This is a genomic window from Bacillus sp. WC2503, assembly GCF_052682895.1.
Window position 1 is genome coordinate 2,521,494 of the sequence record NZ_JBQYMD010000001.1, and the last position, 12,290, is coordinate 2,533,783.

At 37.6% G+C, this 12,290-nt stretch carries 12 protein-coding genes; 4 read left to right on the forward strand and 8 right to left on the reverse strand.

The genetic code is table 11. The features are described 5' to 3' along the window. Positions 1–106: 106 nt before the first annotated feature. Genes ACUN26_RS12885 through ACUN26_RS12900 form a run of 4 tightly spaced genes read right to left on the reverse strand, consistent with a single transcriptional unit; the run spans position 107 to position 4,688 of the window. Positions 107–388 carry a cupin domain-containing protein gene (locus ACUN26_RS12885; RefSeq protein ID WP_000464526.1) on the reverse strand — a complete coding sequence of 94 codons (282 nt, stop codon included), beginning with the start codon at positions 386–388 and terminating at the stop codon, positions 107–109. Between the two features lie 45 nt (positions 389–433). After that, the gene (locus ACUN26_RS12890; protein ID WP_000706167.1) at positions 434–1,870 is read right to left on the reverse strand and encodes an MATE family efflux transporter; all 1,437 of its coding nucleotides are present in this window, start codon (positions 1,868–1,870) and stop codon (positions 434–436) included. A gap of 45 nt (positions 1,871–1,915) precedes the next feature. Beyond that, on the reverse strand, positions 1,916–3,388 hold the full coding sequence (locus tag ACUN26_RS12895; protein ID WP_000405149.1) for an aldehyde dehydrogenase family protein: 1,473 nt from the start codon (positions 3,386–3,388) through the stop codon (positions 1,916–1,918). Positions 3,389–3,401: 13 nt separating this feature from the next. Then, positions 3,402–4,688 (reverse strand): NAD(P)/FAD-dependent oxidoreductase, encoded by a 1,287-nt coding sequence (locus ACUN26_RS12900; protein ID WP_000413845.1) that lies wholly within the window; start codon positions 4,686–4,688, stop codon positions 3,402–3,404. A gap of 188 nt (positions 4,689–4,876) precedes the next feature. On the opposite strand from ACUN26_RS12900, the gene ACUN26_RS12905 reads away from it, so the two are divergent. Continuing rightward, the gene (locus tag ACUN26_RS12905; RefSeq protein ID WP_000689567.1) at positions 4,877–6,109 is read left to right on the forward strand and encodes a MerR family transcriptional regulator; all 1,233 of its coding nucleotides are present in this window, start codon (positions 4,877–4,879) and stop codon (positions 6,107–6,109) included. A gap of 218 nt (positions 6,110–6,327) precedes the next feature. On the opposite strand, the gene ACUN26_RS12910 is transcribed toward ACUN26_RS12905, so the two are convergent. The 4 genes from ACUN26_RS12910 to phaZ form a co-directional block, all read right to left on the reverse strand. Beyond that, the gene (locus ACUN26_RS12910) at positions 6,328–6,528 is read right to left on the reverse strand and encodes an NETI motif-containing protein (protein ID WP_000166300.1); all 201 of its coding nucleotides are present in this window, start codon (positions 6,526–6,528) and stop codon (positions 6,328–6,330) included. After that, positions 6,512–7,708: an MFS transporter gene (locus tag ACUN26_RS12915; protein ID WP_000062775.1), complete on the reverse strand. Its 1,197-nt coding sequence runs from the start codon at positions 7,706–7,708 to the stop codon at positions 6,512–6,514. Before ACUN26_RS12915 ends, ACUN26_RS12910 begins: the two co-directional genes overlap by 17 nt. Before the next feature lie 112 nt (positions 7,709–7,820). Beyond that, positions 7,821–8,048 carry a hypothetical protein gene (locus ACUN26_RS12920; protein WP_000554163.1) on the reverse strand — a complete coding sequence of 76 codons (228 nt, stop codon included), beginning with the start codon at positions 8,046–8,048 and terminating at the stop codon, positions 7,821–7,823. 61 nt (positions 8,049–8,109) lie between these two features. Then, complete coding sequence (phaZ, locus tag ACUN26_RS12925; RefSeq protein ID WP_000594891.1) at positions 8,110–9,012, reverse strand: intracellular short-chain-length polyhydroxyalkanoate depolymerase; 903 nt, start codon at positions 9,010–9,012, stop codon at positions 8,110–8,112. A 189-nt stretch (positions 9,013–9,201) separates the two neighbouring features. On the opposite strand from phaZ, the gene ACUN26_RS12930 reads away from it, so the two are divergent. From ACUN26_RS12930 to ACUN26_RS12940, 3 genes are all read left to right on the forward strand, one after another. Then, positions 9,202–9,618: a MarR family winged helix-turn-helix transcriptional regulator gene (locus tag ACUN26_RS12930; RefSeq protein ID WP_000343671.1), complete on the forward strand. Its 417-nt coding sequence runs from the start codon at positions 9,202–9,204 to the stop codon at positions 9,616–9,618. Positions 9,619–9,633: 15 nt separating this feature from the next. Then, entirely contained in the window at positions 9,634–10,833 is a 1,200-nt protein-coding gene (locus ACUN26_RS12935; RefSeq protein WP_001190323.1) for an MFS transporter, read from the forward strand. 99 nt (positions 10,834–10,932) lie between these two features. Next, positions 10,933–12,192 carry a serine hydrolase domain-containing protein gene (locus ACUN26_RS12940; RefSeq protein ID WP_000768724.1) on the forward strand — a complete coding sequence of 420 codons (1,260 nt, stop codon included), beginning with the start codon at positions 10,933–10,935 and terminating at the stop codon, positions 12,190–12,192. Positions 12,193–12,290 lie beyond the last annotated feature (98 nt).

Here is a 12,290-nt window from a genome sequence, read left to right on the forward strand (position 1 = left end):
ATAAACTTATTTATATACATTTCTCTAACATTACTAATCTTACTCTTATCGATTGCATATGCAGGAGCAGTCATCTGCTTAGCATTTGTCCACTCCCCAGTTCACATTATTTCAGATTAATCTCATGGTTCATCTTATAATTCTTTTTCAAAAATACTGGGCAATCCCATTCACAAACAAGGTCCTTATCCAAGGAAACAACCCAGCCCTTTGTAACATGATACTTTTTTCCATCAACAGTAATAAACACTTCACCGTCTGTCACATAGAAAACTTCCTGTTCTTCTACATGCCACGTTCCTTTATTTGGTTCACCTACCCATGGTTCCCATGTGTTGGCACCTAGTTGCTCTGCTTCTTCTGCTGTAATTTTTTTCGCAAAAAACATGATGATAACCCTCTCTCTTATTAGTAATTTTGACGGAATACGTTCCTATACATCTACTGTTTTAACATTGGTATCTGTATTAACATTGATAACCTTTAAACGTTTGAACTCTTTTCTCATAAAGTATATGGCAATGAGAACGCCTGGAATTTCGGCAGCAGGAGCAGCGTACCATACACCTTCTACACCCCAGAACTTCGGAAAAACAAATAGAAACGGTATCATGAACAACAATATTTTGCTAACACTAATAAACGTTGCGGACCAGTTTCTCTCCTGTGATTCAAAATAACCAGAGACAAGCAAGCTAACTGCACTAAGTGTAAACAAACAATTGAATACAACCGTCGTCCAAATGCCCAGTTTTTGCAATTCAGGATTACCACCGGAAAAAAATGACACAATTGGATCTGCAAAAATGATTAATATAGCTGTCACAATTACAAAGAAGGAAACTGTAAAAATGAGTCCCATCTTAATTGCTTGTTTCACACGATCAAGGTTGCCTGCACCATAATTATAACTAATAATCGGTTGAAGCCCTGTCATTCCACCGAGCGCCGCTAAAGCGAGAAGATTTGTAATGTAACCATTTTGAATCGTGAAAGCTGCAACGTGCAGACCACCTCCGTAGCTTTGCAGTAAATTGTTGGTGAAAATAATTGCTATAAACATCATGAACTGACTAGAGAAAGATGCAAACCCCGTCCAAACTACTTCACCAATCTTCTTAAGATTAATCATCACATCTTTCATTTTTGGCTTCAGTTTTGTTTTACCAAACCAGAAATAAAAGATTAAGAGAACAGGAATCGATTGCGAAATCGTATTAGCCCATGAAGAACCCATCATCCCCATGTCATACTTCACTACCATAATCCATTCCATAACTCCAGCAACAACTGCTGCGACTAACCAACTGTTCATTGACAATATAGGTTTTTCATCGATATTAGCTAAAATACTTAATACAACGGCCAATATCGTTAATGGCAACGAAATCCATAGTAGTCGGCTATATTGCACCGCATACGGAAGTGCTTCATCACTTGCTCCAAATAGAATCATAATATCAGTTTCAAAGACCAATCCAAGTACAGCTATCAAAGTGGAAAGGAAAAGAGTAAACCATAAAGTTTGTCCCATAATACTTCTAGCTTCTTCTATCTTCCCTTTCCCCATTCGAAGTGAAATGACCGCTCCGGCTCCTATCCCCAAAAGAACCCCAATCATACGGGTAATAACCATGACCGTAAACCCAATTCCGATTCCTTCGATTTCTAGCTCCTGAAAGCCACTGACGAAATAGCCATCAATAACCGATACAACTCCTAGAATTACATTAGCCATAATTCCTGCCAAAGCAAACCGTAAATATAGTAACGGAATACTTTTGGTTCCGAGCACTGAATCATCCACCGACTTATTCATTCCTTCTGGCTTCTCTATGTTCGATGACGGACGGTTGTCCACTATTTTCATGAGCATATCCCCTTACAAATAATTTATATAGCAAGTTAAGCTCAATTAATTCACATACCAACCTACAGGCTCGGCATGCTGGTGGATATTGATTTGCTTCGTTTCCATAAAGTGCTCCAGCCCGGCAACACCTAAAGCCCTACCGATTCCACTTTGCTTATACCCGCCCCAAGGACCTTCAACATAAGCAAGATGATAACTATTAATCCAAGTAATTCCCGCACGCAATTTACTAATGACACGTTTTGCTCGGTCCATATCTTCAGTAAATACAGCACCGGCTAATCCATAAATGGAATCATTCGCTTTTTGGATCGCATCTTCCTCATCTTTAAATTTCTGTACAACAAGGACTGGTCCAAAAATCTCTTCCTTAACAATACGCATATCTGCATTTACATCAGCAAAGATTGTTGGTGCGATAAAAAAACCTCGATCAAGCCCATTTTCTGTTAAACGTTTACCACCACAAACTAATTTTGCACCTTCTTCCATTCCACTCTTTATATAATATAAAACGTCATTCATATGAGACTCGGTTGTGAGAGCTCCCATTTCGATATTCTCGCTTTCTCCGTTTCCAACTACAATTTTGTTCGCACGCTCGACCAATCTTTCAACAAACTTATCGTAAATGGTCTCTTGTACAAGCAAACGGGATGCAGCTGAACAAACTTGCCCAGCGTTGTGGAAAATACCAAACATCGCATTATCGACAGCAGTTTCAAAATCCACATCGTCGAACACAATAAGTGGAGATTTCCCCCCTAGTTCCAGTGTAATTTTTTTCATATTGCCCGCGGCTGCTCGCATAATACTTTGACCTGTTTTTGTTCCACCTGTAAAGGCAATTTTGTCAACATCATGGCTCTCTGCAAGCTCATTCCCAACCTTTGAACCAGGTCCCAACACTAAGTTTGCCACTCCGTCTGGAAGCCCAATCTCTTCGATAATTTCAAATAACTTGAATACGCTTACAGGAGTGACGTCAGCAGGTTTAATTACAATTGTATTCCCTGCGGCAAGTGCAGGAGCAATTTGCCAAACAGCTAGCATAAGCGGGAAGTTCCAAGGTACAATCAGTCCACAAACACCAATCGGTTCATGAATAACAATCGTTTCTGAAGAATCATCACGATTGTAAGATTCCTTTTTTATACCTTTAATCAAGTCAGCATAATAGCGGAAGCATTGAACCGATACTGGAATATCTACATAGGTTGTTGCACGAATAACCTTACCGTTATTTGCAGTTTCCAAACGGGCAATTTCAGCTGTCTTCTCTTCAAGACGATCTGCAATCTTATATAGATAATCAGCTCTTTCATCAGCCGATAAATCTGACCAAATTCCGCTGTCAAACGCTTTACGAGCCGCCTTTATTGCTAGTTTCGCATCATCTGCTGATCCATGAGCGGACGTTGCAATAACCTCTTCAGTTGCAGGATTGATAATATTTCGTCTAGCACCCGATAATGCTTCTACCCATTTTCCGTCAATGAACATGTTTATTTCCATAAACACCTCTCCTTTACGCAATAATATCTACCAGCTTGAAACCAATATGTGCTATATTGACCAGCATCGTTTTCTGATTATAGAATGGGAATGTTTTGAGACGTTCCTTTTCAAATCGATATCCACCTGCATTCCCCGTAACGATCCATTGTGCCAATAGCTTACCAAACAATGTTGAGAGAGACGCGCCGTGGCCTGTATAACCAGTTGCAAAATATGCACCTTCTTTAGATTTACCGATAACCGGGAACGTATCAATTGTCACACCGATAAATCCACCCCACCTGTAATCTATCTTGCTTCCTTCTAGTTTTGGCATTATTTTAACCATAGCATCGTACACACTTTGATAAACGGCATCACCTAAGTTCGGACGAATATCACCACCGCCAAATACGATTCGATTATCTGGTGTACGCCTGAAATAGTAAAGGAAACTACTCGTATCAAAAACCATGCGATCTTTAGGAATGACGCTATTCAAAAGTGTTTCTGAAAGCTGTTCAGTAGCAATAATGCGTGCCGAAATTGGCAGTACGCCTTTATTCAATTCAGCCATGATTTTTCCAGAGTAACCATCTGTAGCAACAATAATGTCTTTCGCTGTAACAGTACCTTTTTCTGTAACAACTTTCACACTATTTCGGCCGTACTCAATAGATAATGCTTTCGAATGCTCAAAGATTTTTGCACCAATTGATTTCGCTGCTTCTCCCAAACCAATTGCATAGTTCAGTGGTTGGAATGAGTAACTCGAGTTGTCGACTAAGCAACCATAATATTGCGGGGAATCAATTTCTTGATGCAACTGACTTCGATTAAGCACGCTACATTCATATCCAAAATGTTTGTTTAAGTACTCACTTTCATGTTTCAATCCTTCAAAATGTTTGGCTTTGTAAGCTGCCACAATGTGACCTGTCTTTCTAAAATTACAGTTGATTTGATACTCGTCGATAATGTTTTTAACTAATTCAACACTAAGCAGAGAAAGATCGTTAAGCTGTCTCGCCTCTTCGGCACCATACTTTTTAGCAAGCTCCTGCATCGTTGACTTATAGCCCGGCAATACCATCCCGCCGTTGCGACCGCTTGCGCCATATCCGATTGTTTCCTGCTCAAGGACAATGACACTCTTTCCTAATTTTTGCAAATGATATGCAGAAGAAAGACCTGTGAAACCTGCGCCAATAATGACAACATCCGCCTCTTCATTTCCTTCAAGAGGTTTTCCTTTATCATAGCTGTTTGCAGTCGCTGTCCACAGAGAGAGCGTATCCATTCGATCCATCTTTTCCATAGCTAATCCTTCTCCTTTCGTGACATGTATGTTACAATACAGTCAAAAATATTCGCAATATTCACTCTTATTGAATTAATAATATGATTTGGAGTTTCCTCCAAGTCAATAGTCATTTAAGAGTTTTTTGAATTCATTTTACGAAAAAAGTGGAGTAACTCCACTTTTTTCATCGGAGGGACACATCTATGAAAATTGGTGCATTTGCAAAACTTTTTCATGTTACGACTGATACCGTTCGTTATTACATTGAACTTGGATTATTAATACCAGACAAAAAAAACACCCAGTATCAAATGAACCAATTGTGTTTCGACGACATGGCTTTTATTACCGAGTTGAAAAAATTTCATTTTTCATTGTTAGAAATCCAACGAATTTTATCGTATCGGCGTGTTACAAGCTTCTCGGACCATGAGGATATCGACTACTACAACAACTTGCTCACTGATAAAAAGAACGAACTGATTCAAAAAAAAGAAGACATATCAAAAGCTATCCAATTGATTGAAAAAGCGGTTCAAACCAGTTCGCCTTCATCCAAAGAAGAGAATATTACAGGAATCCCGCTTGACTTTGTAAATCTGCTCTATTGTCCGAAATGCCAAATTCCCCTTGAAATGAAAGATGTAACGATTAAAAAAGTTTACATTCACACGGGAAGTTTAACTTGTACCTGTGGATACGAAGCAGCTATCGAGGAAGGTATTATCATTACCGCGAACTTGTATGAGACGTCTCCTTATCCATCTTATTTTTACGATAAAGAAACGATTAAAGAGATTAATCCCAAAATGATTAACTTATTTGAAAAAATTAATTTTCAATTTCAAAAAGTTCTACAAAATATAGATTTGAAAAACAAATTAATTGTGGAAACAAACGTTGACGCTTTCGTGTCACTACCTAAATATATCGATGTTCTTGAAACGAGCGCATCCTTTGTATTCAGTGGCTATTCACTTGAGATGCTCAAGAAGGTTCGAAACAGAATTGAGCGTATGAATCCGAAGCCACGCGTCCTTTATATTTTGAATTCCGATTTAAATTTGCCATTGAAACCGCTTAGCATCGATGTTTTTGTCGATAGTTTTTCAGTAACTGATTTTTCATTGCTCAATCCGCAATTCCCCATTCACGTTCTAAAAAACTATTTACATAACAGTTCAACAATTGTCGGCGGATACTCGTATTATGATAGCTCGGCCAAATCCTTGAAAAACATTTCAGGCTTATATCCAAATTCCAACGAGCATATTTTGTATCCCAAATACTTAGAAAAAAATTTATCAGTCAATGGATTTCAAATTACGCAAAGTGAAAATATCGGTTACTGTACAGATCCAGGACCTTATTTCGATTATCATGTAATAGACGAAAAATTCCACATGCTCATGTATTTAGCTAATACGAACAAATAGCATACACCGAAAAGCATGCTAGTTCACAAATGAGTAGCACCTTTGTAGCTAAAATGGTAGTGCGGGTATCAGCACCCGCGCTACCGTTTTCGATTTGCCAATTTCATTCTATCCCCCTCCTAAAATCCCTTTTCCTCCATTGACCAGTCGTAAAAAAAAGCCATCCAACTCGAACGAATTGGATGGCCTTATACTATAAAGAAAATGTTCTATTTGTATTACTTCAATTTTCCCTCAAAAACAATTTTTCTACCACACGGTTCAACTACCGTTTTTCCGTCTTTCTTCACTTCATGAAAAATTGGCTCTTCCATACGACGAGACGGGGCGTATCCTTCTTGTTCCATGCGAGCTAAGCAGTCTGTAATTGCTTCGTTTTCGAGTACTTCAAATTTCTTTTTATTAGGTTGTTTTGTCATGCCCTAACCTACTTTCTATTTTTCTTGATGCGAATTGATTCTTCATGTAGATCATATATACCATTGCGAGAATCCCTATTATAAGCATAACCGCAATAAAAAAGCTTGTATACTGTATTTTTTCTATAAACACGCCTCCTAATACAGGCCCCATAATACTTCCTAAACTAAAGGCGATTCCAGATAATATATTACCTGCTGGTAGTAAGTGTCTCGGTAATAAATCTGTCATAAATCCAAGTCCTAAAGAGAAGCAAGATCCAATGACCATACCAGCTAACAGCATGCAGGCAAAGACTATCCAGTAATATTGATCAAATACGGCCGCAAGTAGAAAAATGCTCGTACCTATGCTGAACGTCCACGTTAATATACGGTCCCTTCCGTATTTATCACTTAATATACCGAGAGGAATTTGTGTAATAATGCCCCCAACTGCAAACGCTGGCAATAAGAAGGAAACTTCCGATACAGACCAACCTTTACGAAGTGCGTATACTGGTAAGTTACTATTTAACATTGCTTCAAGCACACCGTATGCAAGTGGTCCCAGTAATGCAATCCACCCTAATCCAACAACTTGTTTATAACGAGAAAATGATGATTCACTCTTCACTTCTCTTTCATCTTGTGCTGGGAATGCATTTTTCGTTGGGAGTAGTAAAAGCCAACCTATTAAACAAAGTATAGTAGATATGATAAATGGTGTTGCAAGACCGTACTGAACAGTGCTTGCTAAATACGGACCGACGGCAAAACCAATTCCGAAAAATACACCGTATATCGATACTTGTCTACCTATTTTACTCGGATCCGATGTTGTCGTAATCCATGTTTGCGTTCCAACATGAAGCATATGATCTCCGACTCCAACTAGAAATCTAAGGATAAACCATACCCAAAACGAAAATGTTTGTGTAAAAAAGAATAATGAAATAATGACAAAAAACCCACCAATGACGATAATTGGCTTCATTCCAAACTTTTGCATCGGTTTTTCAAGAAACGGTGAAATAACTAATATCCCAATGTATAATGCCGTCGCATGAATACCATTAATACTTGAACTAATCCCTTCTTGTTCAAAAATCATTGCAATGGCAGGTAAGAGCATCCCCTGTGATAAACCTGAGATTGCCACAATCCCAACCATAATCCAAAAAGTAAAACGCATCGACATCCTGTTCCCTCTCCTTCTCACGCTTTCCACTTTTCATTATAAACGGTTTCTTCAAATGCGTGTACGAATATTAACAATAAAAAGAAGCTAAAAGAATGAGCCTTTTAGCTTCTTATCCTTCCCAAACTTGTGCTTTCACATTGTAATGAAAATGTTTAAAATATGGATTTTCATAAAATGAAGGGCCATATAAGTACGGATGTGAATGAGCGATTGGTGGCTGCTGTATTTGTAAAGGAACTACAGCTGGTGAAACTTGCAAATACATCGGGCTTATCATTATTTTTGCATATAAGTGATGATTATATGGCGAATGCGCAATTAAAAACGGTTGATGCACTAGTAATCTCCCCTTTTACCTACAAATGTTATAGTATATGCAATACTTTTGCTTTCGGGGACTATTTCTGTTCTAACCAATTCTCTACATGATTTATAAATACATCTAAACAATCAATAAACGGTGAGTGCCCGCAATCTTCTAACACCTGCAACTTTGCATTTGGCAAATGTTTTGCTAATTCCTCACCGACTACTTGCGGTACGACGTAATCCCTGTCACCTTGTATGACGAGTGTAGGAGTTTTAATACGATGAATTTGTTTATTTCCCTCTACCACACCATTATGTTCATCCGAAATATTAAATGTGATGAGCGCATAATTCACATCTACGAAATTACGCTGCGTTAACATATCATCTAAATACTTCTCATAACGATCCGGTTCCGGTTGATTGTGTGTATATATTAATAGATTCCACACTGTACGATAATATAATTTATTCATATTTTTTATCGCATCTAGTACTGGAGCGATTTGTACGGGATCTTGCGCGATTTCTTCTTTCGTCTTTACTAAACTTGATACGATCGGTTCCCCGTTAATATCTTTTTTAAAGATTGGATAGCCTTTCATCCCTACTGATTCTACTAAAATTAACTTTTCTACAAAAGTTGGGTGACTCGCTGTAAATTGCATCGCAACACCACCGCCCATTGACCATCCCATTAACGAAAACTTCTCTAGCTTTAATTGATCGATAAATAATTTTACATCTTCTGCGAAGTCTTGTAATGAATCTATCGACTTATTATACGTCGATTGTCCAAATCCTCTTAAATCAAGAGCGTAAATATGGTATTGATTTTGCAGCTTTTCGATAACTAAATCAAAGTGTTGTGACGATGTCATGTTCCCGTGAATGAGTACGAGAGTTTCTGTATTTCGCCTTCCAACTTCCTGATACGCAATCGTTTCTCCATTCGATAGTGAAACAAACTCCATTGTTGCAGGCTTAATCATCACAAGTTCCCCCATTCTTTTTAATAGAAAGAAAATTCTTTATATAATTAAAGAATAACACACAGAATATATGTTCTCAACATAAAACCTATGCGAAATTTTTACATAAAACAACATGCCTATTACTAGACAACTATAATAAAAAAAGATATAGTTAGCTAGGTAACTAATTTGAAAGGATCAAAATATATGGACGAAAAACAACATTTTTTTCACATCGTCAGCCAGACTTCTCGAAAGTTTACGAAGAAATTTAATGAACGCGTATCTCCAACTGGGTTATTTAGTGCGCAGTGGGCTGTTATTTTTCGTATTAATCAAACCGGTTCTTGTACACAAACAGAATTATGCCAATATTTAAATGTTGAATCACCAACGATGACTCGTACGTTAACACGTATAGAAACGATGGGCTGGATTATTCGTACAGAAGGAAAAGATCGCCGTGAGAAGCTTATTTCTTTATCCGAAACAGCTATAAAAATGATTCCAGTATGGCAAGAAGAAGTGGATACTTTCGAAGAAAAGACGCTAGATGGTATTAACGAAGATGACTTACATCAAGCATTTCAAGTGTTACAACAAATTATTAAAAACTTAGATTAAATTGGAGGGATGACGATGCAAAGTGAAAAACTTTGGACGAAGGATTTCCTCGGAACTTGTTTTAGTAGTCTATTTCTCTTTTTAACATTCTATATGCTTATGACTACTTTACCTGTCTATGTAATAGACGGCCTAAAAGGAAAACCTGAGGAAATTGGTTTAGTTGCAACTGTTTTTCTTATTTCTTCTGTTTTATGTAGACCATTTACAGGAAAATGGCTCGATGACTTAGGAAGAAAGAAAATATTATTTATTTCACTTTCATTATTTTTAGCCGCTACTGTTATGTATTTCGGTGCGCAAAGTTTATTTTTATTACTTGCCCTTCGCTTCTTACATGGTATTGGCTTTGGGATGGCGACGACAGCAACTGGTACGATTGTAACTGATGTTGCGCCAGCTCATAGACGAGGCGAAGCACTTGCTTATTTCGGCGTATTTATGAGTCTGCCGATGGTAATTGGTCCTTTTTTAGGTTTAACAATTATTTCTCATTTTTCGTTTACTGTACTATTTATCGTTTGTTCCGTATTTTCATTACTTGCATTTTTATTAGGATTACTTGTAAATATTCCACATGAAGCACCAGTGAAAAAACAAAAACGAGAAAAAATGAAGTGGAAAGATTTAATTGAACCATCTTCTATTCCAATCGCTCTGACAGGATTTGTTTTAGCCTTTTCTTATAGTGGTATTTTATCCTTTATTCCTATATATGCGAAAGAGCTCGGTTTAGCCGATATTGCAAGTTATTTCTTCATTGTATACGCACTTGTTGTTGTAATTTCTCGTCCATTTACAGGAAAGATTTTTGACCGCTACGGCGAAAACGTACTTGTTTATCCAGCTATTATTATTTTCACAATTGGGATGTTCGCATTAAGTCAAGCGCAAACTCCATTTTGGTTCCTAAGCGCAGGTGTATTAATCGGTTTAGGTTATGGAACATTAATTCCAAGTTTCCAAACGATTGCAATTTCTGCGGCGCCAAATCATCGACGTGGTTCTGCGACAGCTACGTACTTCTCATTCTTTGATAGTGGTATTGGCTTTGGTTCTTTCATTTTAGGTATCGTCGCAGCGAAATCAAGTTATCATAATATGTATTTTATCGCAGCTATTATCGTTGCGTTCACTTTACTTCTATATTATGGATTACACGGTCGAAAACAAAAATTCAAGAAACAACGTACAGACGGACAAATTTCCGCTTAACGTTAATAAGGAAAGTAAACTTCCCCGTTTACTTTCCTTATTTTGTATTTCTTTCAAGACGAGCGTATACTTATAGTAGCAAATAAAGGAGGGACCTATATGAAACTAAAAAAATCTCCCCTACTCTTACTTATACTAACATGCATATTTGTAATTACAGGGCTTGGTTTTACATACTTCAAACATAATAAAACAACCCCATCAAAAAATAACGTGACAAAGGAGAATTGGTTAGATGATCCTTACTTACGTTGGTCGTACACACATATGAAAGAATTCACTTTAATTAATGAAGTCAAAAACAATCCCGACCAAGTGGCTCACTTCCCTACTGCGTTACAAAAATTAGATGATTTTGCTGTGGAGCGTGGATTTGGAACTACGACTCCTTTAAGAAAACTTTTAGACGATAACAAAACAGATGCTTTTGTCGTTGTACATAATGGGCAACTTGTATATGAACGATATTTCAATGGATATAACGAGAGTGAACCGCATGGTATGGCTTCATTAGCAAAGGTCTTTACTGGGGCAATGATACAATCTCTCGCTGAAGAAAATCGTATCGATTTAGAGAAAACAGCTGACACTTATATAAAAGAATTAAACAATACACCGTTCGGTAAAGCTACACTCCAGCAATTAATGGACATGCAAGTTTCTGTAGAGTACCCTACTCATGGATATGAACATCCAGCGTTAGAAAATCAAGATGCACAACTATATTTAGCGAGCAATATTTTACCCCGAGGTAAAAACTACGACGGTCCGATGAAAATTTATGATATGTTACGAGAAGCAGAAGAAACTGCACCGCCTGGTTCCGGTTTTTCTTACGATAACGGATCAGCGGAAACACTCGCTTGGGTTATTCGAACTATCACTGGTAAATCATTAGCTGAAAATGTTAGCGAACGAATATGGTCTCAAATTGGTATGGAAGAAAATGCGTATTACGTTACAGACGAAACAAAAGTAGAACAAGCAAGCGCTGGTTTAAATGCAACTGCTAGAGATATGGCAAGATTCGGTCAACTACTATTAAATAACGGGGAATATAACAGAAAACAAATCATCCCTTCCTCCATTACAGAAAGTGTGGAAAATGTACAAGAAGGTGAACTCTCAATTAGCCATGGCGCTTCTATTTCTTATCATAATCAATGGTGGATTCCGCACAATGAACAAGGTGCTTTCGAAGTGTTAGGCAGTTACGGACAAACGCTTTATATCGACCCGAAAGCAAATATGGTAATCGTCCACTTCTCTTCTAATGCTACACCTAGTAATGAAATACATTCGGTTTATTCCGATATGTATGTTGATATTGCCCATCATTTGGAGAAGCTTCCACAGTAGTGGAAGCAGGAGTTTAATCCTTGCATGAATGACTATTTGGTTAAGCAATCGATATGTTGTGCTGAAACGTCAATATAGTAAAAAAGGATCTCTCTTGA

Excerpts from the sequence above, each read along its gene's own strand:
- ACUN26_RS12885 (WP_000464526.1), bottom strand. The coding sequence starts at position 388 with ATGTTTTTTGCGAAAAAAATTACAGCAGAAGAAGCAGAGCAACTAGGT.
- ACUN26_RS12890 (WP_000706167.1), bottom strand. The coding sequence starts at position 1,870 with ATGAAAATAGTGGACAACCGTCCGTCATCGAACATAGAGAAGCCAGAA.
- ACUN26_RS12895 (WP_000405149.1), bottom strand. The coding sequence starts at position 3,388 with ATGGAAATAAACATGTTCATTGACGGAAAATGGGTAGAAGCATTATCG.
- ACUN26_RS12900 (WP_000413845.1), bottom strand. The coding sequence starts at position 4,688 with ATGGAAAAGATGGATCGAATGGATACGCTCTCTCTGTGGACAGCGACT.
- ACUN26_RS12905 (WP_000689567.1), top strand. The coding sequence starts at position 4,877 with ATGAAAATTGGTGCATTTGCAAAACTTTTTCATGTTACGACTGATACC.
- ACUN26_RS12910 (WP_000166300.1), bottom strand. The coding sequence starts at position 6,528 with ATGACAAAACAACCTAATAAAAAGAAATTTGAAGTACTCGAAAACGAA.
- ACUN26_RS12915 (WP_000062775.1), bottom strand. The coding sequence starts at position 7,708 with ATGTCGATGCGTTTTACTTTTTGGATTATGGTTGGGATTGTGGCAATC.
- phaZ (WP_000594891.1), bottom strand. The coding sequence starts at position 9,012 with ATGATTAAGCCTGCAACAATGGAGTTTGTTTCACTATCGAATGGAGAA.
- ACUN26_RS12930 (WP_000343671.1), top strand. The coding sequence starts at position 9,202 with ATGGACGAAAAACAACATTTTTTTCACATCGTCAGCCAGACTTCTCGA.
- ACUN26_RS12935 (WP_001190323.1), top strand. The coding sequence starts at position 9,634 with ATGCAAAGTGAAAAACTTTGGACGAAGGATTTCCTCGGAACTTGTTTT.
- ACUN26_RS12940 (WP_000768724.1), top strand. The coding sequence starts at position 10,933 with ATGAAACTAAAAAAATCTCCCCTACTCTTACTTATACTAACATGCATA.